The organism is Bacillus capparidis (assembly GCF_017832095.1).
GTDB lineage: Bacteria > Bacillota > Bacilli > Bacillales > Bacillaceae > Bacillus > Bacillus gobiensis.
On the sequence record NZ_JAFDST010000005.1, the window covers coordinates 148,468 to 173,917 of the forward strand.

The 25,450-nt window shown below is 40.5% G+C and carries 27 protein-coding genes, 2 pseudogenes and 2 other annotated features; of the genes and pseudogenes, 7 read left to right on the forward strand and 22 right to left on the reverse strand.

Features of this window, described 5'->3' with window-relative positions; translation table 11 throughout:
- The first annotated feature begins 99 nt into the window (after positions 1-99).
- Positions 100-477, forward strand: a complete 378-nt coding sequence (locus JOC74_RS18300; RefSeq protein WP_053603748.1) for a MerR family transcriptional regulator — start codon at positions 100-102, stop codon at positions 475-477.
- 167 nt (positions 478-644) lie between these two features.
- On the opposite strand, the gene pheT is transcribed toward JOC74_RS18300, so the two are convergent.
- The 3 genes from pheT to JOC74_RS18315 form a co-directional block, all read right to left on the reverse strand.
- Positions 645-3,062 carry a phenylalanine--tRNA ligase subunit beta gene (gene pheT / locus JOC74_RS18305; RefSeq protein WP_211086247.1) on the reverse strand — a complete coding sequence of 806 codons (2,418 nt, stop codon included), beginning with the start codon at positions 3,060-3,062 and terminating at the stop codon, positions 645-647.
- Between the two features lie 15 nt (positions 3,063-3,077).
- Positions 3,078-4,112: a phenylalanine--tRNA ligase subunit alpha gene (pheS, locus tag JOC74_RS18310; RefSeq protein ID WP_053603750.1), complete on the reverse strand. Its 1,035-nt coding sequence runs from the start codon at positions 4,110-4,112 to the stop codon at positions 3,078-3,080.
- Between the two features lie 348 nt (positions 4,113-4,460).
- Entirely contained in the window at positions 4,461-5,207 is a 747-nt protein-coding gene (locus JOC74_RS18315; protein ID WP_053603751.1) for a TrmH family RNA methyltransferase, read from the reverse strand.
- Positions 5,208-5,331: 124 nt separating this feature from the next.
- Here JOC74_RS18315 and sspI point away from each other — a divergent pair, with 124 nt between their 5' ends.
- On the forward strand, positions 5,332-5,544 hold the full coding sequence (gene sspI, locus JOC74_RS18320) for a small acid-soluble spore protein SspI (RefSeq protein ID WP_053603752.1): 213 nt from the start codon (positions 5,332-5,334) through the stop codon (positions 5,542-5,544).
- Between the two features lie 43 nt (positions 5,545-5,587).
- On the opposite strand, the gene cstA is transcribed toward sspI, so the two are convergent.
- From cstA to JOC74_RS18345, 6 genes and pseudogenes are all read right to left on the reverse strand, one after another.
- The gene (gene cstA / locus JOC74_RS18325) at positions 5,588-7,384 is read right to left on the reverse strand and encodes a carbon starvation protein CstA (RefSeq protein WP_053603753.1); all 1,797 of its coding nucleotides are present in this window, start codon (positions 7,382-7,384) and stop codon (positions 5,588-5,590) included.
- 104 nt (positions 7,385-7,488) lie between these two features.
- Entirely contained in the window at positions 7,489-8,577 is a 1,089-nt protein-coding gene (locus JOC74_RS18330; protein ID WP_053603754.1) for a M42 family metallopeptidase, read from the reverse strand.
- 312 nt (positions 8,578-8,889) lie between these two features.
- The gene (locus tag JOC74_RS24365) at positions 8,890-9,138 is read right to left on the reverse strand and encodes an alanyl-tRNA editing protein (RefSeq protein WP_376773415.1); all 249 of its coding nucleotides are present in this window, start codon (positions 9,136-9,138) and stop codon (positions 8,890-8,892) included.
- Between the two features lie 120 nt (positions 9,139-9,258).
- A pseudogene (locus tag JOC74_RS24370) lies at positions 9,259-9,408 on the reverse strand (alanyl-tRNA editing protein); the annotation flags it as partial.
- A gap of 124 nt (positions 9,409-9,532) precedes the next feature.
- Positions 9,533-10,147 (reverse strand): annotated as a pseudogene (locus JOC74_RS18340) (LysE family translocator).
- Between the two features lies 1 nt (position 10,148).
- Entirely contained in the window at positions 10,149-10,400 is a 252-nt protein-coding gene (locus JOC74_RS18345) for a hypothetical protein (RefSeq protein ID WP_211086248.1), read from the reverse strand.
- A gap of 198 nt (positions 10,401-10,598) precedes the next feature.
- Between JOC74_RS18345 and JOC74_RS18350 the strand changes: the two genes are divergently transcribed.
- Positions 10,599-10,823: a hypothetical protein gene (locus tag JOC74_RS18350; RefSeq protein ID WP_053603756.1), complete on the forward strand. Its 225-nt coding sequence runs from the start codon at positions 10,599-10,601 to the stop codon at positions 10,821-10,823.
- A 6-nt stretch (positions 10,824-10,829) separates the two neighbouring features.
- Here the strand turns inward: JOC74_RS18350 and JOC74_RS18355 are convergent, their stop codons facing one another.
- From JOC74_RS18355 to infC, 4 genes are all read right to left on the reverse strand, one after another.
- A complete protein-coding gene (locus JOC74_RS18355; RefSeq protein WP_082364342.1) occupies positions 10,830-11,087 on the reverse strand; it encodes a DUF1294 domain-containing protein in 258 nt (85 codons plus the stop codon).
- A 72-nt stretch (positions 11,088-11,159) separates the two neighbouring features.
- On the reverse strand, positions 11,160-11,516 hold the full coding sequence (gene rplT, locus JOC74_RS18360; RefSeq protein ID WP_053603757.1) for a 50S ribosomal protein L20: 357 nt from the start codon (positions 11,514-11,516) through the stop codon (positions 11,160-11,162).
- Between the two features lie 27 nt (positions 11,517-11,543).
- Positions 11,544-11,744 (reverse strand): 50S ribosomal protein L35, encoded by a 201-nt coding sequence (rpmI, locus tag JOC74_RS18365; protein WP_053603758.1) that lies wholly within the window; start codon positions 11,742-11,744, stop codon positions 11,544-11,546.
- A 13-nt stretch (positions 11,745-11,757) separates the two neighbouring features.
- A complete protein-coding gene (gene infC, locus JOC74_RS18370; protein WP_082363950.1) occupies positions 11,758-12,279 on the reverse strand; it encodes a translation initiation factor IF-3 in 522 nt (173 codons plus the stop codon).
- Positions 12,280-12,349: 70 nt separating this feature from the next.
- Positions 12,350-12,485: a sequence feature (ribosomal protein L20 leader region), on the reverse strand.
- 402 nt (positions 12,486-12,887) lie between these two features.
- Between infC and JOC74_RS18375 the strand changes: the two genes are divergently transcribed.
- Together JOC74_RS18375 and JOC74_RS18380 are read left to right on the forward strand one after the other, a co-directional pair.
- A complete protein-coding gene (locus tag JOC74_RS18375; RefSeq protein ID WP_053603760.1) occupies positions 12,888-14,345 on the forward strand; it encodes a UDP-N-acetylmuramoyl-L-alanyl-D-glutamate--2,6-diaminopimelate ligase in 1,458 nt (485 codons plus the stop codon).
- Between the two features lie 176 nt (positions 14,346-14,521).
- Positions 14,522-15,304 carry an HAD family hydrolase gene (locus JOC74_RS18380; RefSeq protein ID WP_053603761.1) on the forward strand — a complete coding sequence of 261 codons (783 nt, stop codon included), beginning with the start codon at positions 14,522-14,524 and terminating at the stop codon, positions 15,302-15,304.
- A 197-nt stretch (positions 15,305-15,501) separates the two neighbouring features.
- Here the strand turns inward: JOC74_RS18380 and JOC74_RS18385 are convergent, their stop codons facing one another.
- Positions 15,502-15,969, reverse strand: a complete 468-nt coding sequence (locus JOC74_RS18385; protein WP_245213055.1) for an SRPBCC family protein — start codon at positions 15,967-15,969, stop codon at positions 15,502-15,504.
- A 51-nt stretch (positions 15,970-16,020) separates the two neighbouring features.
- Positions 16,021-16,362 (reverse strand): ArsR/SmtB family transcription factor, encoded by a 342-nt coding sequence (locus tag JOC74_RS18390; protein WP_053603763.1) that lies wholly within the window; start codon positions 16,360-16,362, stop codon positions 16,021-16,023.
- A 445-nt stretch (positions 16,363-16,807) separates the two neighbouring features.
- Here JOC74_RS18390 and JOC74_RS18400 point away from each other — a divergent pair, with 445 nt between their 5' ends.
- Both JOC74_RS18400 and JOC74_RS18405 read left to right on the forward strand, forming a co-directional pair.
- Positions 16,808-17,473: a MerR family transcriptional regulator gene (locus JOC74_RS18400; protein WP_098945229.1), complete on the forward strand. Its 666-nt coding sequence runs from the start codon at positions 16,808-16,810 to the stop codon at positions 17,471-17,473.
- 178 nt (positions 17,474-17,651) lie between these two features.
- On the forward strand, positions 17,652-18,041 hold the full coding sequence (locus JOC74_RS18405; protein ID WP_053603764.1) for a hypothetical protein: 390 nt from the start codon (positions 17,652-17,654) through the stop codon (positions 18,039-18,041).
- A gap of 114 nt (positions 18,042-18,155) precedes the next feature.
- Here JOC74_RS18405 and thrS read toward each other — a convergent pair whose 3' ends face one another.
- The 7 genes from thrS to speD form a co-directional block, all read right to left on the reverse strand.
- Positions 18,156-20,087: a threonine--tRNA ligase gene (thrS, locus tag JOC74_RS18410; RefSeq protein WP_053603765.1), complete on the reverse strand. Its 1,932-nt coding sequence runs from the start codon at positions 20,085-20,087 to the stop codon at positions 18,156-18,158.
- Between the two features lie 86 nt (positions 20,088-20,173).
- Positions 20,174-20,416, reverse strand: a binding site (T-box leader).
- Between the two features lie 41 nt (positions 20,417-20,457).
- Positions 20,458-21,312: a putative sporulation protein YtxC gene (gene ytxC / locus JOC74_RS18415; RefSeq protein WP_053603766.1), complete on the reverse strand. Its 855-nt coding sequence runs from the start codon at positions 21,310-21,312 to the stop codon at positions 20,458-20,460.
- A gap of 138 nt (positions 21,313-21,450) precedes the next feature.
- Entirely contained in the window at positions 21,451-22,389 is a 939-nt protein-coding gene (gene dnaI, locus JOC74_RS18420) for a primosomal protein DnaI (RefSeq protein WP_053606067.1), read from the reverse strand.
- An 18-nt stretch (positions 22,390-22,407) separates the two neighbouring features.
- Positions 22,408-23,814, reverse strand: coding sequence for a replication initiation and membrane attachment family protein (locus JOC74_RS18425; protein WP_053603767.1), 1,407 nt, complete (start codon positions 23,812-23,814; stop codon positions 22,408-22,410).
- A 119-nt stretch (positions 23,815-23,933) separates the two neighbouring features.
- Positions 23,934-24,392, reverse strand: a complete 459-nt coding sequence (gene nrdR / locus JOC74_RS18430) for a transcriptional regulator NrdR (RefSeq protein WP_053603768.1) — start codon at positions 24,390-24,392, stop codon at positions 23,934-23,936.
- A gap of 33 nt (positions 24,393-24,425) precedes the next feature.
- Positions 24,426-24,818 carry a hypothetical protein gene (locus tag JOC74_RS18435; RefSeq protein WP_053603769.1) on the reverse strand — a complete coding sequence of 131 codons (393 nt, stop codon included), beginning with the start codon at positions 24,816-24,818 and terminating at the stop codon, positions 24,426-24,428.
- Between the two features lie 195 nt (positions 24,819-25,013).
- Positions 25,014-25,394 carry an adenosylmethionine decarboxylase gene (speD, locus tag JOC74_RS18440; RefSeq protein ID WP_053603770.1) on the reverse strand — a complete coding sequence of 127 codons (381 nt, stop codon included), beginning with the start codon at positions 25,392-25,394 and terminating at the stop codon, positions 25,014-25,016.
- Positions 25,395-25,450: the final 56 nt, after the last annotated feature.

The window sequence follows — 25,450 nt, forward strand, 5'->3', positions numbered from 1 at the left end:
TATAAGTAAAACATGATTAAACAGATGTTTTTGGTATTTTATTTTCCTTTTTGATACGATTCAATGTATAGTAACTATAACTGAAAAGAGGAGAGTTATATGACATATTCGATGAAATATGTGATGAATCATTTAAATGTGTCTGCTAATACACTTAGATATTATGAAAAAGAAGGGATTTTAAAAAATATTTCTCGTGATTCTAGTGGTCGAAGAATATATAACGATGAAAATATTGAGTCGATAAATTTCATTCGTATTCTAAGATTGACTGGAATGTCTATCGCCAACATAAGGAAGTATTTCGAACTTTACGAATTAGGAGATGATACATTATTACAAAGAAAAGAAATGATGATGCAACATAAATCAAGAGTAAAGAATAAAATTAATGAGTATCTTAATTATTTAGATGTTATTAGTTATAAAGCAGCTATGTATGAACTCAAAGAAAAAGAATATAGACAAAAAATTTAGTCCTATTAAAGCTGCAGTAACATAATAAAACTGAATGCTTATTAAAACGATAAGAATCCATTTTGATCAAACTTTTTTCAAAATGGATTCGTTTTATTATGTCGCTTGCTTAAATTTATAAATTTATAAGCAAAAAAGCTTGCCAGGGTCTACCCGGCAAGCTTCCTTTAATGTCTTAATTTTGCTTGATATGTTTCTTCCAACGTATTCAGTACGTTTTGATGGATGTTTGTTACTTCTTCTTCAGTTAGCGTTTGCTCAGGGTTCAGGTAGGTCAATGAAAAGGCGATTGATTTTTTGCCTGCTTCGACATGCTCGCCTTCGTATACATCAAATACCTTTACTTCTTTAAGAAGAGTTCCTCCTGTTTCTGAAATAACTTTTTCCAGCTGTCCGCTTGATATTGTTTGATCAACGACGAGTGCTATATCCCTTGTCACCGATGGATATCTTGGAATTGTCGTGTACAAAAGTCCGCCTGTTTCTACAGTGAGCAGAGCATTCAGGTCAAGCTCAAAGACGTAGGTTTCGTTCAAGTCGAGCTCTTTTTCATAGCTAGGGTGAAGCTGCCCGACAAAGCCGATTGATTTCTTCCTAAAATAAATTTCAGCCGTGCGGCCCGGATGGAGGTCTTTTTTGTTCGCCTGTACATATTCAATCTCGTCGAGTACGTCAAGCTTGCTGAACAAGCCCTCTGTGATTCCTTTTATGACATAAAAATCGGCTGCTTTTTTCTCGCCCTGCCACAGCTGTTTGTGCCACAACCCGGTAACAAGACCTGCGACATGCTCTTTTTCTACTGGCTTAGCCCCTTCTTCTTCGGACAAATAAACTGAGCCGACTTCATAGAGCGCGACTGAATCCGCCTGCCTTGCAAGATTATAGGCCGCAGTATCAGCCAAATGAGGAAGTAAGCTGTGCCTTAAAATGCTGCGTTCTTCACTCATCGGCATAGACAGCTTCGTTTGATACGATTTCTGAAGGGCAAAGGCTTCTACTTTCCGCTCATTCGTTAACGAATACGTAATCGCTTGGGACAATCCTGCGCCTTCCAAAAATCTTCTGACCTTTCTGCGGTTTGCCTGATATGGCGTTAAACCGGTTGTTGATAGAGAGCTGATAACAGGCAAAGTCGACGGAATGTTGTCATAGCCGTAGAGCCTTGCAACCTCTTCAATGAGGTCTTCTTCAATCGTAATATCTCCTCTTCTTGAAGGCACGGTCACGATCAGCACATTGTCTGCTTCTCCTGTTGAAAAGCCGAGTCTGCGAAAAATATCAACGATTTCTTCCTTTGAAATCGACATGCCAAGGACATTGTTGACCTTTTCAACAGACACATGCACATTATTAGCCTCTATCGTAAGGCTGTCTTGTTCCACGGTACCTGAAAGAACTTCACCGCCGGCATATGCAGCAAGTAACGCAGCCGCGCGATCTGAAGCTAACCGTACCCGGCTTGGATCCAATCCTTTTTCAAACCTCATGCTTGATTCGCTTCGCAGTCCGAGGTCCTTCGATGCCTGACGAACGGTTTGACCGTCAAAATATGCTGACTCGAGCAGTACGGTTGTTGTCTGATCTGTTACTTCAGAATCTGCTCCGCCCATTACTCCCGCTACAGCTGCTGGAACAGAACCGTTTGTAATGACCAAGTGGCGTTCAGACAATGTACGTTCTTGATCATCCAACGTTTGAATCGCTTCATCTTGAAAAGCCTTGCGAACGACAATTTCAGAAGAGCCGAAAGCATCATAATCAAACGCATGGAGCGGCTGCCCGTATTCCAGCATGCAGAAGTTCGTCACATCAACGACGTTATTATGCGGCCTGATACCAGCGTTCATCAGCTTCGTTTGCATCCAAAGCGGCGATGGACCGATTTTCACATTTTTGATCACTTTTGCCGTGTAGAGCGGATTAGCCGATGGATCCTCAACCTTTACAGAGATATAATCGGAGGCTTTTTCCGAGCTGTTTTCATATAAAGCTTCAGGAAGATTAACCTCACGATCTAAAATCGCAGCTACTTCATAAGCAACTCCGAACATGCTTAAGCAATCCGAACGATTCGGAGTAAGTCCCAGCTCCAAGACTGCGTCATCAAGCATAAGAGCCTCAATAGCGTCGGTGCCTGTCTCTGCATCGCCCGGAAAAACAAAGATTCCCTCCGCGTAATTTTTCGGTACGAGTTTGCCTTCAAATCCGATCTCCTGGAGCGAGCAGATCATTCCGTTCGAAACTTCGCCTCTGAGCTTGGCTTTTTTAATTTTGAAATTCCCAGGGAGAACTGCACCAACTGTGGCGACAGCAACCTTTTGTCCTTTAGCGACATTCGGCGCGCCGCAGATGATTTGAACAGGTTCTTCCTCTCCAAGGTCTACTAAACATTTATTTAATTTATCGGCATTCGGGTGCTGCTCGCATTCAAGGACGTGTCCGACAACCAGACCTTTGATACCGTCACCCTTCCATTCAACAGCTTCCACCTCGATGCCGCTTCTCGTAATTTTTTCAGCTAACAGATCTGGTGTCATTCCTTCCAGATTGACATAATCTCCTAGCCACCTGTATGAAACTAACATGGATTTCTCCTCCTTTTACGCCTGCTTGAATTGAGATAAAAACCGGATATCGTTTGTGTAAAAATGGCGAATATCATCAATGCCGTACTTCAGCATGGCAATTCTCTCCTGTCCCATCCCGAACGCAAATCCTTGGTACTCGTTCGAATCAAATCCTGACATTTCCAGCACATTCGGGTGTACCATGCCGGCGCCGAGCACTTCGATCCAGCCTGTTTGCTTACAAACCGAGCAGCCTTTGCCGCCGCATTTAAAGCACGATACGTCCACCTCAACAGATGGTTCTGTAAACGGGAAAAAGCTTGGACGCAATCTGATTTCGCGGTCTTCACCAAACATTTTTTTCGCAAATAATTCAAGCGTCCCTTTCAGATCACTCATACTGATGTTTTTATCGACAACGAGCCCTTCGATTTGATTAAACTGATGGGAATGAGTGGCATCATCATTATCTCTTCGGTACACCTTGCCGGGGCAGATAATTTTTACAGGACCTTTCCCTTTATGCTTCTCAAGTGTGCGAACTTGAATCGGGGATGTTTGTGTACGAAGCAGGGTGTCCGCCGTAATATAAAAGCTGTCCTGCATATCGCGTGCCGGGTGCTCTTTTGGCAGATTTAATGCTTCAAAATTGTAGTAATCGGTTTCTACTTCAGGTCCTTCTTCTACCGTATATCCCATGCTGATAAATAAATCCTCGAGCTCCTCTGTCACGATCGTCAGCGGGTGTCTTGCCCCTAATTTGACAGGGCTTCCGGGCAGTGTGACATCAATGGCTTGCTCTTCCAATTTCTTTGCGATTTCTGCTTGCTCAAGCGCTTCGTTTTTTTCAGAAATGGCTGAAGCAATCGATTCCCGAACTTCATTGGCGAGCGCCCCCATGACAGGTCTTTCTTCCGCTGAGAGCTTGCCCATCCCGCGCAGAACCTCGGTAATCGGCCCTTTTTTTCCAAGATAGGCTACTCGCACTTCGTTGACTTCTTTTAAAGAGTCCGCCGAAGTGATTTTATCAAGAGCTTCTTTTTCAAGCTGTTTTAACTCTTCCTTCATTGTTTCATCCTCCTTATGCTTAAAACCGTAATTATTTATTCAACAAAAAAACGCCCCTCTTCAAAAAAAGGGACGTTTGTGGCCGCGGTACCACCCTTAAACCAAAGACATGCCTTTGGTAGCTTCATTGACATAACGAAAGATTGCTCTTCCGGTTCACCTTTACACAAACGATGTGGTCCCGGTGACAACTCAAGAGGTGAAAAGTTATTATTTTTTCCATAAAATGCTTTCAGTCAGCGGCATTTATTCCCTGTATGGAGACGAATAATAACAAGTCCTCTATCACGGTTTTTAAAATATTACCTTTATTATAGTGAAAGAGTGATTTAGTTGCAATACCAAACCTTACCCATTTAGATGATAGAGCAAAATTCCTGCAGCAACGGCAACATTTAACGATTCCGATTGCCCATAAATCGGTACATATAAATTTTGGTCGCTCTTTTCCAATAACTCAGGATCTACACCAGCCCCTTCGTTTCCAACGATTAAAGCAAATTGATCGCTGGGGTTGATTTGATTATAGCTGACCGCATCCTGAAGAGCGGTGCCGAATATAGATATTCCCTGCTTTTTTAATTGATCTGTAAATTCGAGAAGATCTCTTTTTTCAAGCAAAAGATGAAAATGCGACCCTTGCGCCGAGCGAAGTGTTTTCGAATTATACGCGTCAACCGTCCCTTTGCCGAGAATCACTCCATCGATCCCCGCAGCATCAGCTGTCCGAATGATCGTCCCTAGATTGCCGGGATCCTGTACAGCATCTACTAATAACCATTTTTCCCCCTTCACTTCAGGTGAACGCTGCATTTGGCAAACAGCCGCAATCTGCTGCGGGGTTTCTGTTTCTGAAATTGCTAAAAAGGCATCTTCGCTTACAACGTAACAATTAATCTGAGGATTCAAATCTTTCGGCAGGTTCGTTTGATCCGTCAAAATGAGTTCTTTGACAGCTCCCTCTGATTTTAAGGCCTCTTCTACCAGATGAAAGCCCTCGACTAAAAAGGTGTTTGTTCTGTCGCGCTCTTTTTTTGTGTGAAGCTTTTTCCACTCTTTCACTTTTTGATTTTTCGCCGATTCAATGTATTTCACGTTTCTTTTCTCCTTTTTCGTTCACGGTTAAGCTTATTCTATCTTATCTTAAGTTACATACATAATAAACCTGAATATGAGAAACAATACATCTATAAAAGCTACATAAAAGGAGAAGATTGTGATGGATTTAAATTTGAGAAAAGCCGTCATTGCCAATGTCACAGGAAATGATCAAGAGCAGATCGAACACACGATTGTTGACGCCATCCAAAGCGGCGAGGAAAAAATGCTTCCCGGACTTGGTGTTTTGTTTGAGGTCTTATGGCAGCATGCATCGGATACCGACAAAAGCGAAATGCTGGAAACACTTGAAAACGGATTAAAGCCTGAATAACAGATTAAAGCCGCTTCCATTAATAGGAGCGGCTTTAATTTTTTTATCCTGGAATCGATGCTTCATAACGAAGATCAGGATTTTTCAAGATTTCTGCCCATTTCTTAATTGCTGTTCCCATAATGACAAGGCCGAGCGCGAGCATAATGATCGATAAAATTCCGTTTAATACACTGTATCCAGCAGCTTCCGGATTCAGATACACATTTTTCACCATCCAGTAGCCGGCATAATTGACTGTTACGTATAAATAAGCAAGCGGAATAAGACACGTCAGCATATAACGCCGTTTATCGGCAATTTTCAAAATCACCGTTGCACCGATAATCAGCCCTACTGAAGCCATCAGCTGGTTGGAAACACCAAATAAGGCCCAAATCGATCCAATATCACCTGAATAAAGAAGATACCCCCACATAAAGCAAGCTAAAGCACTCGCAAAAATAGAAGCCGGAATAGAGTCGGTTTTTTTCAACGGTTTATAGACCTCGCCGAAAAAGTCTTGAATCAAGTATCTTGCCACCCTAGTTCCCGCATCAATCGCTGTTAAAATAAACACAGCTTCGAACATAATAACAAATTGGAAAAAGAATGAGGCAAGATTGCTGAAAAATGGGAGCCCTGTGAAAATGTAGCTCATGCCTACCGCCAGTGTAACCGCACCACCTGTTCTTCCTTCCAAGTCTAGTCCAATTTCCCGGCTAAGCTCTGGCAGATGCTGGACAGTCATCCCAAGAGTGCTGAAAACTTCAGGTGAAGAATTAATCGCAAAATAGTCTGCCGGCTGCAAGGCAGTTGCAGCGATCAAAGCCATGATTCCGACAAGGCACTCTACAAGCATTGCACCGAAGCCGACGACTTTAATATCACTCCATTTGTTCAGCATTTTTGGCGTTGTTCCGGATCCAACGAATGCGTGAAATCCCGAAATCGCTCCGCAGGCGATCGTGATCGAAATAAACGGCCAAACAGGTCCCGCAAGCACTGGTCCGCCTCCATTTACAAACTGAGTAAATGCCGGAAAATGAATCGATGGATTAACGATAAATACACCAATGATTAGAGCAATAAAAACTCCAATCTTCATAAAACTGCTTAAATAATCCCGAGGCGCAAGCAAAAGCCACACAGGAAGCGCCGCCGCAAAAAAAGCATAAACCGGAAGTGCAATTGCAAGCACTTTCGTATCAAGAGTCAACAGATCTCCCAATGCCGTCCCTTGAATTGCCGGACCTAAAAAAACACCGATCATTAATAATATAAATCCTACGGTAGAAGCAAGCTTTAAATTCCCTGTTTTTTTGTAGTAAATCCCTACCCCCATTGCAATTGGGATTGTAATTCCCACGGCAAAGGTTCCCCATGGGTTTCTTTCTAACGCATGAAGGACAACCATGGATAATCCCGCCATTGTGATGACGATAATAAATAACATGGCAAGACCAGTGCAAAAGCCCGCCACCGGTCCGAGCTCATCCTTCGCCACCTCTGAAAGCGATTTTCCTTTCTTGCGCATGGAAGCCAATAGAACAACAGCGTCATGTACGGCTCCCCCAATTACAGCTCCGATTAAAAGCCACAGCAGCCCTGGCAAATATCCAAACTGCGCGGCCAGTATCGGACCAACAAGCGGTCCCGCTGCAGCAATTGCCGCAAAATGATGACCGAAGGATACCCATTTATTCGTCGGCACATAATCCTTGCCATCCTCAAATGTATGCGCAGGCGTTGGTTTTGCATCATCGAGTTTCATTACTTTTACCGCCATAAATGTCCCATATAAACGGTAAGCGATCATTAAGATACACATTGAAGCAATTACAATTGTGATCGCGTTCATAACACCATCCCCCTTTTGCTTGTTCTCTTTTCACTATACCACAACATTGTAAGCGTGTTCATGGATAAAATTTAAAAACCTCTCCTAAAAAAGGAGAGGAGCTATCAGTCTTCATAGGTAAGCTTGTGAACAGTTTCGCTATCAAGCCGTTTGATCACTTCAACAAGCAGTTTGACCGCATTTTCATAATCATCGCGATGAAGCATAGCCGCATGTGTATGAATGTAACGGGTAGCAATTGTGATAGAGAGTGCAGGAACTCCGTTTGCTGTCAAATGAATCGAACCTGAGTCTGTGCCTCCTCCGGCAATTGATTCATACTGATACGGGATTCCGGTTTCATCAGCTGCTCCGACTACAAGCTCCCTAAGACCTTTATGAGAAATCATTGAGGCATCGTAAAGGATAATTTGCGGCCCTTTCCCCATTTTGCTTTGTGCTTCTTTCTCTGATATCCCCGGAGTATCCCCAGCTATCCCTACATCAACAGCAAACCCGATGTCAGGCTGAATCGTATTTGCCGCAGTTTTTGCCCCGCGGAGCCCGACCTCTTCCTGAACTGTTCCTACCCCGTAGACAACGTTCGGATGATCCACACCCTTCAGGCCTTTCAAAACATCAATGGCGATCGCACAGCCGATCCGGTTATCCCAAGCTTTGGCTAGAAGAAATTTTTCATTGTTCATTACAGTGAATTCAAAATACGGAACGATTTGATCACCGGGCAGTACACCCCACTCCATCGCTTCTTCCCTGCTTGTTGCACCGATATCTATAAACATATCCTTGATGTCCACAGGCTTTTTTCGTGCTTCAGGAGGCAAAATGTGCGGAGGCTTCGAGCCGATGACACCTGTGATGTCTCCTTTTTTCCCTACAATTGTTACACGCTGGGCAAGCATCACCTGTGACCACCATCCGCCAGTCGTTTGAAAGCGAATGAAGCCCTTGTCATCAATTTGCGTCACCATAAAACCTACTTCGTCCAAGTGACCGGCGATCATAATTTTTGGGCCGCCTTCTTTTCCGGTCTTTTTCGCAATTAGGCTTCCCAGCCGGTCCGTCGTCACTTCATCAGAAAAAGGTTCGATATATGACCTCATGACCTTTCTCGGTTCGCTTTCATTTCCAGGAATCCCTTTTGCGTCAGTTAACTCCTTAAGCATTTTCAATGTTTCATCCAGTTTAGCCATTTATGTATAACCTCCCTTTTCTTTATGATCCTTATTATACAGAAACACGGCAGACTCATTCGACTAATTGCTTTTTAGATAAGAAAATTTTTTATAAGGCCCAGTATATCTTGTATATAACGGAAGAAAAAATAGGAAGGCGATCTCCTTCCTCCCTTACACTTACACGATCCGACATAGCACACTGTCCTCTCTTTAGATTCATTTAATTTCACCTTGTTTTTAGTCAGTAATAGTTATACCAATTCTTTTTATATGTGGACCCTTATTTTTGATTTTATTGATTGAAAATGCACCTATTTCTTTTGTTGATTACACGTGAGTGCCGCCACACGCTTGTTCATCTAGATCACTGATAGCTACAAACCTAATAGTTTGTATGGAGGATGGCAGTAAATTGATAACAGTCTTGGTGGAGCCTGGGGTTTTCTCAACCTCTTCTCTTGGAAGGCTGCGAGTTGAAATCAAATGATTTTCTTCTATAATTTCATGAATATCTTTTTCCATTATAGCGAAATAGTCTTCTGGAACAGCCCCTTCAAATTTAATATCAATTCTCACTCGATTATCCTCATAAATCTCATTACTTGTAGCTAAAGCTCCGAATTCATTATAAAGATGGCCCGCAATGACATGTAAAAGAGTATGGTACCTCATAAATCTGTATCGTCGATCCCAATTGATTTGGGCTGTTACCTCTCCTACAGATAGGTTTGTAGCATCATCTAGGTAATGAACAATTTCACCCTGTTCTCTTTTTACTTGTGTAACTTCGAATTCATAATCTCCTTGCTTTAAAACACCTGTATCAAACGGTTGTCCCCCGCCAGTTGGATAAAAACAGTCTGGTTTAAAATTACTTTATTATCGCTAATTTCTTTAATAACGGTTTTACAACTAACTTGTCTGATAACTGTTCTCTAAAAATAATTCTTTTTCCATGTGTCATTTCTCCTTATCCATGAATAGTTGAATAGACAATAAATACTGCAAAATAAATCAAAATAACCCCTAAGCCTCGATCGAACCAATGGCTGTATCGTTCATAAAAAGTTCTAAATTTTTGATAAGAAATGACGGTCGAAATAAACGTAAACCATAGACCGACTGCTATAACGATTTCAGTTCCATAAATCCAACTAGCCGTATCAGCTGAAATAAATTGGGAAAAACACTTAAGAAAAAGAGTGCAGCTTTCGGATTTAATACATTACATATAAACCCCTCACGAAAACCTTGTTTTACGTTCTTATCCAATTCTTGCTTTTGATCCAGTGCCGGATTGTTCTTTATTTTGCTTAACAGATTTAATGGCATGGAATCCTAACCATAATAAATAAAGGGAACCTGCTAATTTAATAGTTATAAATATACTCGGTAATTTTTCAATAATATAAGTGAAACCTAAAATCGTGTATGTTATATGAACAAATAAGGCTGAAGCAATACCTAACGCTGTTGCAATCCCTAAACGCCGACCAAATCCTAAGCTATTTTTCATCACAAGAAAAAAGTCTGGTCCAGGAGAGAGACCAGATAAGATGCCAATTAAAAATATTTGCAAAAACATATTAGTCTTCTCCTTTTTTACTTTTTTTATTTAAAAGCTCATTCGTCACAATATAGAAGAGATCTGAATCACCTTTCCAAATCTGATTCATTTTTTCTTCTGAAGAGTGCTTACTCATAACTTTCATCATAATATCGTGACGGATATACTCCTTAGCCAATAACACCAACATAAGATCTTGTGTATGCACGGCTGACGGAACCAAGCAAGCCCTTTGAACTTGGATGTTTTTTCTATTGCATACTCTATTCATTTTTAGTTCACAATACACAGATTCAGAGAAATTCAAGAAGTCCAAATCCTTTGAAACATACACGTTATTACAGGTGAATAAAAAAGCACTATTTTATTCATTTTATTTTTAGAAAGAAGTCACTATTTCGGCTGCTCTCTTTTTCTATAGGACTTATGAAATTATGAAAGAACCTGTTCAGTTAACGGAGTAATTTAGATGTATCAAGAATATACACTGTGGAATGATAAAGTCCATAAAAGTGGTAGAAGGTCATTCACATCAAGAAGAAAGAAATTGTTAGGCATCACAGATCGTGATATTTTTTCTATGCAATTGTTAGATAAAGAATCACTTCAAAAACGTGATTTAAAGCTGTATTCAATCTTAAAAGATGAGTTTGCTCTTTGCCCGGCATACAAAAAAGACCAGATCAGCATCTGATTTGGTCTAATAGAACATGAAATAATAAACACCAAGCCCCACGTGCAAAATAAAGCACACCGGGACTCCGAGCCGAAAGCTTATGTGCTTCGTTTTATGCCGGAAGTAATACATGCCGGCACCGATGCCAGCTGATCCAAAAAGCAGGCATACCACCCAAAGATGCGACTCGGAAATCCGCCATTTGTGTTCGCGTGCCCTTTTTTTATCAATTCCCATCAAAGTGTACCCATAAAGATTGATAAGGACGATGAATAGAGCGATATAATACAAGGAACGTCACCTCGGAGTCATTTAAAACTGAAAAAGCCACCCAAATCGAGTGGCTTTTCGTCATTATTTAAGTTTTGATTTTGCTGCATCAGCAAGCTGATTGAATGCAGAAAGATCGTTCACTGCAAGATCAGCAAGCATTTTGCGGTTCACTTCGATTTCAGCAAGCTTTAAGCCATGCATTAAACGGCTGTAAGAAAGACCGTTCATTCGCGCTGCTGCATTAATACGAGTGATCCAAAGCTTACGGAAATCGCGTTTTTTCTGACGGCGATCTCTGAAAGCGTAATTGTATGATTTCATAACTTGCTGATTAGCAACTTTGTATAATGTATGTTTTGAACCAAAATAACCTTTGGCTAATTTAAGAACCTTTTTACGGCGTTTACGTGTAACTGTTCCACCTTTTACTCTAGGCATTGGAATTCCCTCCTACTAATTTTCGAATTATTTCATGTTAGCAAGCATTTGCTTGATGCGTTTGAAATCTCCAGCGCTCACCATGGCACTTTTACGAAGCTTTCTTTTTTGTTTTTGTGACTTGTTGGCAAACATATGGCTTCTGAATGAATGAGAACGTTTCAACTTTCCGGAACCTGTTCTTTTAAAACGCTTAGCAGATCCACGATGAGTTTTCATTTTTGGCATAGATGTTTCCTCCTTATTGCTTTTCGTTTTTAGGCGCTAACATTAAGAACATGCTGCGGCCGTCCATTTTCGGTTTCGTTTCAACTGTCGCCACTTCCTCGCATGCTTCAGAAAAACGATCCAAAACGCGCTGGCCGATTTCTTTATGGGTAATCGCACGACCTTTAAAGCGGATCGAAGCTTTCACTTTATCCCCTTTTTGCAGGAATTTAATGGCGTTGCGCAACTTCGTATTAAAGTCATGCTCGTCGATTGTGGGACTTAACCGAACTTCTTTTAAGTTAATGATTTTTTGATTTTTACGTGCTTCTTTATCCTTCTTCTGCTGTTCAAATCTAAACTTCCCGTAATCCATGATTCTGCATACAGGCGGTTTGGCATTTGCAGCAACTAATACAAGGTCAAGATTTGCCCGACCGGCAATTTCTAGCGCTTCCTGGCGGGATTTAATTCCCAACTGATCGCCATTTTGCCCAATCAAACGTACTTCACGTGCACGGATACCCTCATTAACCAATTGATCTTTGCTAATAATTAGCCACCTCCATAGAATGTTTGAATTGATTCACAACTTTAGCTTTTGACTTTTTCATTGTATCTTTACAGGCAAACAAAAAGTGCGGGCACCACAGACGGCACCCACACTCGAACATTTAAGGAAATAATTAAAAATGTACGGTTAACCTGCCAACTACAAGAATGTGTCAATCAGGTGAGAAGCGGGTGCTTCTTCTTGTGATGTATATTCAATTCTCACTTAGTTTACACGAAGTTAGATAAACAGTCAAGAAACACTTCTTTAATGCAACTTTTTTAGTTTAGCATGGAAGAATTGGAGATGCAAGGGATTTTCGTTTCATATCCTGATTGCAGCAGTGAATAAAGTACCCTAATGGAACAGGAACTCGGGCTCCGGATACTGGTGTGATAATTGATCGTTTTATGAATTGCATATGATTTTATTTCATTGAAAATCACCCTCCCTTGAAAAATGAAAAAACAACACCGTCTCTGACTAATTTTTATCAATAGAATAATAATTTTAAGAGTATATTGCACTTTCAATTCTACACAAATTTCACATAATTTAATTTTTAATGTCGATAATAACGTTAAAAAATGTATTGAGGAGTAAATGCCTTTATGAATTTGCATCCTTTGATTAAAGGAATAGGGAATGATGATGGCAATATAAAATTAATCGCCGATAGAAAAATTAGAGGTGTTACCGATACTTCCAAAAACGTCCAAGACGGGTATTTATTCGTAGCAATCAAGGGCAATACTGCAGATGGTCATTCCTATATTCAAGAAGCTGTATCGAAAGGTGCTGTTGCTGTTGTCGGAGAAGAAGAAATAAGTAACCTTTCTGTGCCTTATATAAAAGTTGATAACACTAGAAAAGCATTAGGTATCATTGCGAAAGAGTTTTATGGAAATCCTTCGAACGATAAAATAATGATTGGTTTAACCGGGACAAATGGTAAAACTACTACAAGTTTTTTAATTAAACATATTCTTGAACAAAATGGCTTTTCTTGTTCCTTAATTGGAACAATTCATTACGTTATTAATGGAGAACAAATAGCAGCCGTTAATACCACACCAAGTTCTCTAGTATTAAATGATCTGCTTTCTAAAAGTAAAGATGAAGTTGTTATTATGGAGCTTTCATCCCACGGGTTATCTCAATATCGAGCAGAAGGCATGGAATTTAATATTTGCATATTTACAAATTTAACTCATGATCATTTGGACTATCATACATCCATGGAAAATTACTTTGAATCTAAAGCAAGTCTTTTTAAAAAAATTAAAAGTAATGGACAAGCAATTATTAATATAGATGATATCTGGGGAGAGAAGTTGGCGAATATATTGAAAGATCAAGGAGAGAGGGAGGTATACACAATAGGGAAATCTCCTGGCTCAGATCTTAAAATACATTCCGCACATATAACAAGTACAAGGATCTCAGATCACTCAGAGGAATTTGAAATTCAACTTCCAATGGCAGGTTTACATAACTTATATAATGCCGTAATGGCATTTGCAGTTGCCGAGCAGTTTAGAATAAGAAAAGATAAAATCGTTTCAGCAATTGAAAGTTTTCAAGGAGTCCCAGGTCGATTTGAAAATTATAAGTATAAAAACGGAGCAATGATAGTTATAGACTATGCACATACAGCAGATGCGATATTTCATTGTTTAAAGACTGCTAAAGACTGTGGAGCTAACAGACTTTTTCATGTTTATGGATTTAGAGGTAATAGGGACGTCAGTAAGAGAAAAGAAATGCTCAAAATTTCATCTGAACTAAGTGATAAATATATTTTAACATTTGATGATTTAAATGGCGTACCTCATGAAGAAATGAGAGCTTCACTCGAAATTTTAAATAAAGAATTCGGTAATGAAAAAGGTATAATCATTCCAGATCGAACGGAAGCTATTACTTTTGCTCTAAATCTGTGCAGTAAACAGGATTGGGTTGTGATTACTGGAAAAGGCCATGAAAAATATCAGCATATTTTTTCATTACGAACTTCCTCAGATCTTGAAACAGTAAAATATTTGAACAGTAAATTTTTTAGTGAATGAAATTATTTATTTTTTTTAGATTATCCCACAGATAATAAAGTGAACCTTCAATCAGTGAGGGGTTACTGCCCGTTAATACGGGATAAAAAGAATTGCCAGAAAAATTTCACCTTTATCATCCTCACCACCTATTGTAAAATAAACAACGAATATAGAATAAACCTGAGGAGACGAATATGAGAGCCGTATTTTTTGATTTGGATGATACCCTTTTATGGGATGAGAAAAGCGTAAGTACAACTTTTTATCACACATGTCTTGAAGCAGAAAAGAAGTATGGACTTGATCCGAAAGAATTTGAAGAAACTGTGCGCGAGGCGGCAAGAGACCTGTATATGACATATGAAACTTACCCGTACACAGTCATGATCGGCATCAATCCTTTCGAAGGTCTTTGGTCCAATTTTAGTGAACCAATCAGCGAAGGCTTTAAGAAGTTAAACAAAATCGCACCCGAATACAGAAGAAATGCTTGGACAAATGGCTTGAAGGCTGCCGGCATTGACGATCCGGAATTCGGGGCTTACTTAGCCCAGTTTTTTGCTGACGAACGCAGAAGGCGGCCGTACGTCTATGACGAAACATTCGCTGTGCTTGATCAACTGAAAGGAAAGTACGAGCTTTTGCTTTTGACAAACGGCGATCCAAGCCTGCAGAAGGAAAAGCTTGCCGGAGTTCCAGAGCTTGCGCCGTATTTCAATGAAATTGTCATTTCCGGCGATTTTGGAAAAGGAAAGCCCGATCCCGGAATTTTCGAACACTGTCTCGATCTGATGGGACTTTCGAAGGAAGACGCCATTATGGTTGGAGACAATTTGAACACGGATATCCTCGGAGCTTCCAGAGCAGGTGTCAAAACAGTATGGGTTAATCGAAACAGCAAAACGAATGAAACGGAAGTCAAGCCGGATTACGAAATCAGCCATTTGGAAGAGCTGTTTCCGATTCTTGGCGAATAAACGAGACTGGGAGTGACTGCTAGTGTGGGGTCACTCCCTTTTGAGATTTATTTTGTGAAAACTTCAGTGCTTTGAAAACTCCTCATCAAATACGCAAAACCCCTGTTCTTATTTTAAGAAGGGGGTAAAAAAATAAAACGGATTATTTTTTTCGTAATCGCGCCAATTTGTTCATAATCGAGTTCTCTGAACGATTTTTAGCCTTTATAACTAACTTTTCCTGTCTCAACTAATTCCTTCAGCCCCATAAACATTAAATTCCAGCCATGTTCAGAGCCTTCGTGATACTCTCTAAGAGCTTTTTCGATATCAGATTTTGTCCAATTTTCTTCATGAGGAACGATGATGTTTTGTGTAAATGTCATTTCACAGCCTTGCTGAATTTCTTTTAGCTCAACTGTAATTGTATCTTCTAATTCGCTAAATTGCGGCATCTTAAAAGTAAACACTAATTTAGTTGGAGGAACAATTTCTAGATACTCCCCGATCGCTCGATAATCTTTTCCATCTCGATGATCAACAATTTCCCATGTACCTCCTACTTGAGGATTATTTTGAGCCACCTTATTTGTCCCTTCTAATGTAAAGAACCATTTTCTCATCATCTCTTGGTTCAGCCATGCATCAAAAACTCTTTCTGGTGCTACATCAAAAATCCTTGTCATTTTTAAAGTGGTTGTTGAAAAATTTTTCACCTTAATCCTCCTATATGTAGATTAATGTTCTTTCTTTTTTGCTTTCAATAGCTCATTTTCAAGAATATCAAAACGATTACTCCAAAATCTCTCATAAAAACGCAGCCATTCTGTAGCTTGAGATAATGATTCGGTGTTTAAGCGGCATAAGTGTGTTCTTCCATTAACCTTCCTTTCGACTAAGTTTGCTCGCTCCAGAACCTTTAAATGCTTCGAAATGGCAGCCAGAGACATATCAAAAGGCTCTGCTAATTCAGATACTGTCCTTTCTTTTTGAGACATCATATGGACCATTTCTCTTCTCGTTGAATCAGCTAGAGCATGAAATATTTCATTTAAATGATCTTTATTATCGTTAACCATGTAGTTAAATATAGCAGAATCCCCGATTATACTCAACTGATCAGTTAAAATATAAACAATACATCCTTTAATGATAATTCCACCCTTTATTGGAATAACATTACTAACGTTTTAGCGACTTTATTATCAATTGAAAAATATTTATTAGAATCTCTTGACCCCTCCCTAAGAGGAGACTTTACGATCTTTATTAGAGGTGATGAAAATACTTTATACGGTAACAGAAATCTCAGAAGCAGCAAATGTAACGATCAAAACGCTTTATCACTATCACAAAATCGGTCTTTAATCCCGCATCACCGGGCAGTAAGACCCCCACCTCGGAGATTTCATGTATCCTCAGAAGTCTAGATGGGGGGATCAACTGCCCGTAAAAGCCCGATTAGTTCACCTAACAATCAGTGGGGGACAAGCAAAAACCCCCACTGATTGAAGGTTCACTTTATTGCCATACAAAGTGAATGATGCCGGCTATCGCTTTTATGGAATAAAAGAACTGGAACGATTGCAGCAAATCTTATTTTATCGTGAGCTAGACTTCCCTCTGAAAAAAATAAAACATATTTTAGATGGCAAATCTGATCGAGTAACGATTTTATCTAACCAGAAAGAGCTTCTGCTTGCCCAAATCAGAAAAACCAAGCGCTTGGTGCAGACGATAGACGAAACGATTGATCATGCCATGAAAGGAGAAAAAATGAAAAAATCAGATATGTTTAAAGGATTTAAAAGTGAAAATGAGTGGAAAGAGGCATTACAAGAGCAAAACACTCATCTGGTAGAAAATTATGGTTACGATTTAATTGAAGATCAAGACATAGATGTTGATTCATTAAATGAATCTGCTATTGAAGCCCAACAATTTATGGAACACATGGCAGATGCATTAAAGAACGGGGTAACGCACGATGACGCAGAAGTGCGCTCCTTAATTAGTAAACACATCCGCTTCTTAAATGAACATAGTCAAAACATAGAAGCAGAAGATTTCGTAGCGCAAACCAAATTCTTTTTGACCGATGATTTTCATCGTCAAATGATTGAATCAAATCAGACAGGGCTCTCCTACTTTCTTTACGTAGCGGCAGAGTCATTTGCAGCAGCTAAATAACGACCATTTTTTGAATAAATCCGACCATTATGACGATATTTCATCCCATTATTTAATTTATCCGACCGTGGACAAATTCACTTGAAAAACATCGAGACTTCCTTCGATGTTTTTTTTACAGGAATTTAATGATAAGACAACGAATTTAAGGTGAGTAGTATCAATCGGAGGCCGATCGATGAAATATTTACAAAGTGAGTTCACTCCAGATTTGAAGGAAAAGATTAATCGTACTGAAGAGCAATTAAAAGCCCATTTAGAAAAATTGGTAAGTGAGTATAATTCTGTTTTCACCAATAAAAATTTAGATTTTGAAGCTGGAATCGAAATAGAGGGAAGCGACCCCTTTCAGCCTGGATACCATTCATCCATTTCAATAGGAATAGCTGATGAAAGCAATGAACTACTAGATATACATATCATAAATATATGGGAGTGCGAAAGTTATTTCTTAGGATTACCGATTTCAAGAAACATTCCTGGCAGTAAGATTGCCGGTGAATTTCTTGATGAATCATTTGAAGATATATTAATGGAATTAAATGAGTACATTGAAGAACAATTATAATTAGATTAATAAAATAGTCGTTTAATCGGGTACAAACAGATAAGAAAACAGGCCTATCCTCTGCTTTCGGATAGGCCTGCATTTTTGTCCCTGCCAAAGAAAAGGACCATGTACTTACTTCTTCAACTCACCAGAAATCTTTGCAACAAACTCTTCCAGCGAAACAGTTTCGGACTTTTGCTCTCCGTATTTCCGGATGTTTACAGCGCCGTCTTTTGATTCTTGATCGCCGACGACGAGCATATACGGGATTTTTTGCATTTGTGCTTCACGGATTTTGTAGCCGATCTTCTCATCGCGGAAATCAACCTCAACGCGCATTCCCTCGCGCTGCAGACGAGCTTCCACCTGCTTTGCGTAGTCAAGGTGTACGCTAGGAGATACAGGAATAATCTCGGCTTGTACCGGTGCAAGCCACGTAGGAAGAGCTCCTTTGTATTCTTCAATTAAGAAGGCAACGAAGCGTTCCATTGTCGACACGACGCCTCTGTGAATGACGACTGGGCGGTGCTGCTTTCCGTCTTCACCGATATAGGTTAAATCAAAGCGTTCCGGCAAAAGGAAGTCCAACTGCACGGTAGAAAGGGTTTCTTCCTTGCCGAGAGCAGTTTTAACCTGAACGTCGAGTTTCGGGCCGTAGAACGCAGCTTCTCCGTCTGCTTCAAAATAATCATGGCCGAGTTCATCCATTGCATCCTTTAACATCGCCTGGGCTTTATTCCACATCTCATCATCATCAAAATACTTTTCTTTGTCTTCTGGATCGCGATAAGACAAACGGAAGGAATAATTCTCAAATCCAAAGTCCTTATAGACCTCTTCAATCAAATGCACAGTACGGATAAACTCATCTTTAATTTGATCAGGACGTACAAAGATATGGGCATCATTCAGCGTCATGCCGCGAACCCGCTGAAGGCCTGACAATGCGCCGGACATTTCATAACGGTGCATCGTGCCAAGCTCGGCAATCCGGATCGGCAGCTCACGATAGCTGTGTATGTCGTTTTTATAGACCATCATATGATGCGGGCAGTTCATTGGGCGAAGAACCAGATCCTCGTTGTCCATTTCCATGATCGGGAACATATCATCCTGATAATGGTCCCAGTGGCCTGAGGTTTTGTATAGATCTACGCTGGCCAAAACCGGAGTATAGACATGCTCATAGCCAAGGGTGACCTCTTTGTCTACGATGTACCTTTCGATCGTGCGCCTGATGGTTGCACCCTTCGGCAGCCAAAGTGGAAGCCCCTGGCCAACCTTTTGCGAATTGGCAAACAGCTTTAGCTCCTTACCGAGCTTTCTATGGTCGCGCTCCTTGGCTTCTTCAAGCAGGCGCAAATGCTCTTTTAATTCTTCCTTCTTGAAGAAGGCTGTACCGTAGATTCTTTGCAGCATTTGGTTGTTGCTGTCTCCGCGCCAGTAAGCTCCGGCCAGACTCAGCAGTTTAAATTCTTTGATTTTTCCGGTTGATGGTACGTGAACGCCGCGGCAAAGGTCAAAAAATTCTCCTTGCTCATAGATGGTTACTTTTTCGCCTTCAGGAATGGCATCCAATAGCTCAAGCTTTAACGGATCTTCGATTTCTGCAAACCTCCGCTTCGCTTCATCGCGGGAAACCTCCACACGTACAATCGGAAGATTTTCGTTAATAATTTTCTTCATTTCTTTTTCGATTGCTGGAAGATCCTCAGGCGTGATAGACTCCTCCAAATCAATATCGTAGTAAAAGCCACTTTCAATGACAGGCCCTACTCCTAATCTCACGTTCCCATATAAGCGTTTAATCGCCTGAGCCATTAAGTGAGCGGTGCTGTGCCTCATAATTTCCAATGCTTCATCCGATTTATCGGTAACGATCTCAATGGCGCCGTCTTCTTCAATTGGCGTTTTTAAATCAATGAGCGATCCATTTAATTTCCCGGCCAGAGCTTTTTTCCGGAGTCCCGGACTGATTGATGCCGCGATATCCTCTGTTGTTGTGGTTTTTTTAAACTCCCCCTCTGCGCCATCGGGAAATGTGATTTTTACCATATCTGACATCTTTGTCACTCCTTTTCTTATATAAAAAAACGCCCGTCCCCTAATAGAGAACAGGCGTTTATGCAAAATAAAAAGCCCGTCCCTATGAAAGGGACGAGGCTTGATTAACGGAATCGTGGTTCCACCCTTTTTCCTGCAGAGCTAAAACCATTCTCTGCAGCTTTTCATCAGTAACGGGAACTCCCGTCAGCCATTACTAGACTTAGTCGTTTACAGCTGATGTTCAAAGGTGGTAAGAAACATGCTCCTGATTAGGAAGCTTTCAGCCGATGGCTTCCCTCTCTACAAATCGGTGTACAAATTACTCGTGTCCTTATCAAAACATTTCTATGCAAGTGTATCCGTATTATAAATCGTTTTTTCACGAAAATCAAGAAGGTTCTTTTGATTGCTTAAAAAAAACCGTACGCTCCTTGAACGCTTTAAGACTGTATAAGCGGACTCTTTCTTGAAAAATGTTTTGAATCGTTTGTATCATTGCATGTTCAATATCCTTCGTGTAGATCTCAATTTGCAATGGGGCAATGCTGACAAGAGGCGCTAACAACAGGGAATCAATATACATTGGGTGTTCTTTTATAAACTGCCGGTCTATGTATTTTTTCTTTTCTTTTTCTGACATATATCTCAGTTCCCATATGGCGAATTGGTGATCATGGACGATATGAACCTTCTCCAGCTTTGGTTCGTTTTTATGCACATAATCTCGGAGCGATTGAATGAAGTTTTGGTATTCCTGCTCCATCTTGTATTCCTCTATCGCGGACTCCACATACTCCCTAAGCCGTTCATGATATTGCGCTAAACGAAACGTCATAAAGGAGCGGATGGAAAAGCTGCCTGATGACAAAGGAATTTGTGCTAATTCTTGATGAATATAACGCTCTCTGGGAGGTTTATCTTGAAGAGAGGGAATGACGACATCACCCTCAATTACGCTGTGTGCCAAATGAAGAATTTGTTGCTGCTCTTCGTGGTCGAGAAAATAATAATTTCCTTTAATGATGGCTGTAAGACATTCGTTTTCCTTGCATTCTAAAATGAATTGCGCCACTAAAGGCTTCACGAATTCTTCAATGCTTATAGAAGGCTCAGAAATTTGTATGCCTATTTTGTTCGTTCCTTTATGGATCACTACAGGATACAGGATTTGTGCGGCAGCTATATTTACATTTTGTAAAAACGCTGCGGTATCATGATCGTTTTCAAAGATAATTTCCAGCATATTTGTCCCCCCTAACAACATCTGTTACATGTATATGGGACAAACAAAAAAATAGACCTAAATTTATGCCGGATCCAAACTGCACCAAGCCTCACTGTTTGAAAAAAAACAGCTCCTCTTTAAAAGAAAGGAGCTGCTTCAATTATTTTTTCGGCGATTTTCGCCATCTAGTTTTACAGGCTGTGCCAAGTACAAAATTCTCTCCATGAGTCTTGCTGCTTTGACCCCTTCTTTTTCTCCCCTTTGGGAATAAGTAAAATGGTGCTCCAATTCGTCCGGGGTAAAGTTGGAGGAAAAAAAGGTTGGCAGCTGCTGCGACATGCGATGCTGAAGAATGGTGCCGAACACTTCATCCCTAACCCAGCTGGACATCGATTCTGCACCGATATCATCGAGCATTAAAATAGGGGCTGATTTAACCATTTGCAGCTTTTCTTCAGTTGTCTGATCCTTGAGAGAGTTTTTTAACTCTCTCGTAAATTCCGGAACATAGACCAGCATGGACGAGCAATTTTTATCAGCGAGCTCATTTGCGATTGCTGCTAAAATAAAGGTTTTTCCCACACCGAATTTCCCGTGGAGGTAAATCCCTTTCCCTTTTTTATCCTTTTTATAATTCTCAATAAATGCAGTAAGCTGTTTATAGACATACCTACGACTTGGATCTGTGCCATCAAGATCCCGAGTCGTTGCCTTTAATAGATCTTTTTGCATGTACATGCTTTTGATCATCGCTTGTTGCTTTGCCTCTTTATCCGCCTTACGTTTCGTCTGGCAGACATCATACCTTACATCAATTGTTTTTCCGTTTAAAGTCAGCTCCGGGGTAAAACCCTGAAGCAGGTTTCCGCATTGCTCCAAGCTCGGGCAGCCTTCACAAGATTTGTTTTGCTGGACAAACTCGTAAAGCTTATTTAAGCTTCGTTCAATCATTTCCTCATTGATTTCCTGCTTGTGCTCGTCCATAAACCGCTTCACCTGCGGATTATCCAACACTTTATTCTTCATCTCACGCATACGCTCTTTAAAATCAGTTCGTCCCGTTACTGCCTTTAATGATTGATTTATAGACTCCAACATTCAACACCTCCTTTTTTACTCTCCATTGATCCCTTTAAAAGCTTCAAGCATTTTTCTCTTTTCCTCTTCAGAGTTATCTGAGATCACTGCTGATTCAGAAGATGATGGCTCCTGCTTCTTGTTATCCTTCAGCCAGTCAGGCAGCTTTTCTTCCCGGATCGTTTTCTTGCCGGTATTTCCTGTTTTTTTCCTTCCTTCTGCCCATTCCAAATATTTTCTGTTCTCTTCGATAGCAAGCTGCATCGCCGAAGAGACTGTTTTAATTTGCTTTCGTGCCCAATGAGAAGCAATTTTTAACACATAATTTCGTGTAAGCCTCATATCTGTTTTCAGCAGCACATAGTATATCAATACATTTGTCACGCCCGGCTCAAGCTTCTGATCCAGCATGACTTCCTCTATCAGCTTCAAATCAGATTGAGTCGGTTCGACCCCTCCTGAAATGTCTTTCAGCAGCTTTCTGGGAGAAATAGTGTTTAACTGGTCAATCAGCTCTTGATCCAATGAATCTATTTCACTATTTGCATTTTCAGAGTCTCTTAAATGGAACGGCTGAGTCCTTTCAACAAGATTAGGCAATACTTGTCCACGTTCCAGCTGATACCATTCACTAGCTGACTTACGTAAAGCCTCAGGCTCGATTCTATCCTCTTCGCCAATCGCGCTCATGACAACTTTTTGCATTTGCATCGGGTCGATTCCATATAAAAAGGAAAGTTTAACAATCAGTTCCTTAACAGATCTCGTAAGTGCTTGTTTCGGAATCAGCGTATCAGAAAGACCTGCCTCAAATAACTCAAAATCAAACGTGTCTTTCGATATTGTAATCGATTGGCTTTTTCCAATCTTTAAAAACTCGTCCCCTACATCAGGCGCCAACGAATCAAACACATCATCAGACACCTTCCATTCACTTGGCTGTACAGAGGAGAAAACCTCGCTGAACGGTTTTGTAACATTGACTGCGTTTTCCGATACAGCAGGGTGGGAATACCGTTTTTTCAGCTGTTGAAATTTTTCTTTTCCTATTCGATTGTAAAGAAAAACGTTAAGCATACCGTCTTCAAAGAAATCAACTGGTCTGAGAGGAGCCTGCAACTCGTAAATAAACAGCTTTTCCTCAGCGGATTCCTCCAAATATGTTTTTAGAAGCCCTATTCCCTCTAGCTTTGCCCGTTCTTCATAGATAACATGCAAATTCGTCTGCATCATAGCCATAAGGTGCTTGTGAGTTGCCGTTTTTGCCCAAATACTATGCTGTTCAAGCTCACCCCACATCGTCATATATAAGCTGAATGCGATCGGACCGATTAACGGCTGATATAGCAATGTTAAAATTTGTCTATCTGCATCCTGCAGTAGTGAATTACTTTTCACAATATAAGGATCGATAGGCAGTATGTCTTTCCAATGTGTTCCCATACAATGTCAACCTTCCGATTTTGTTGCTTCTTTCTATTTTACACTGTTTTGCCTGGACATGAAAACTGACGAACTTAAAAAAGCCTGAAGGAATGTCTTCAAGCTTTTATTTTTGCAGTTTATTGCTCTTTTTTAATTAAGTCTTTCAGTTCATCAATAAATACATTAATATCCTTGAATTGGCGATAAACGGACGCGAATCTTACATATGCGACCTCATCTACTTTTGCCAGCCTGTCCATGACCATTTCTCCGATCAGCTCGCTCTTAACCTCCGACACTCCCTGGCTCCTCAGCTCACGTTCGATGTCATTGCATATATCTTCAAGCTGGGTTAAGGCAACATGCCTTTTTTCACAAGCCTTAATAAGCCCCCGCAAGATTTTATCACGGCTGAATTCCTCACGAACACCTTCTTTTTTTACAACAATCAATGGAATTTCTTCCACCTTTTCAAATGTCGTAAATCGAAAGTGGCATTGCTCACACTCGCGCCGTCTTCGAATAGATTTTCCTTCGTCAACTGGACGAGAGTCCAACACCCTTGTCCCTTGATGTTGACAGGAAGGGCACTTCATAACATCAACTCCTGACTATCGCGATTCATTTTTTTACATTTTACCGGTTTGTGATTTGGATAATTTTTGATCTATCCTCTCATACAAGTTGTACACGACCCGCTTGCTGTTGCCAAAGTCACTGGGAAGGCTGGTTTCTGTCAAAACATTAAAATCAACTGCAGTTTCAAACGGGCGCACAGAGACTACTGTAGCCACCAGGAATCCTTTCCGCGGTTTGTGGATGGATGCACTGATCTCCCCTCTGTCTTCACTTACAGAAGTGATTGAAATCCCCTCGAAGGCGTTTAATACTTCAACAACCTCCTGCAATGTTTTTTTCGCATTCGATTTGTAATATCTGCTCTTTAACCTTTCGTCCCAATGCTCGTCTGATGTTTCCGTATTCGTTGTAAAAAAGCTTTGAATAGACCTCATTACACTCATCGTATTTTTCCCCTTTTTCATTCTATTTCTATTTTACAAAAAAATCCGCAAAAGAAAAAGCGGAGAAAAAAAGGGAATATCGTACACAAAATAAAAAAGAGCCGGGCACATCAAAAGCATTTTATGCTCTTGGTTCCAGCTCCTTCTTCCTGCGTTCTTCTTGATTTTCTTGCATGTGAACGGGATCAAACCCTTTTATAGCGCGTTTACACGGGCTTGTTTGATTTGAACAGGCCCCATTCCTCTAGGGATTTCTATGTTTTCCCTTGTTTCTGCATCTAGCGCTTCAGCAATATAATCAGCCGCAATATTCGGGTCAAGATCACCACACGTATAAACATCGATGCTGGCATAACCGTGTTCTGGAAAGCTGTGAATCGTAAGATGTGACTCAGAAATAATAACAACTCCGCTTACTCCTTGAGGCGCAAATTTATGAAATGCAACCTCGCGAACCTCAGCCCCTGATTTTAAAGCGGCATTTACAAACGTTTTTTCAATAAAATCCATGTCATTAAGCTTGTCAAAATCGCAACCCCATAATTCCGAGATCACGTGACGCCCCATTGTTTCCATAGTCATGGACCCCCCCTTAACAAAAATTTAAAGAAGTGAAGTTCCAAGCAATAGAC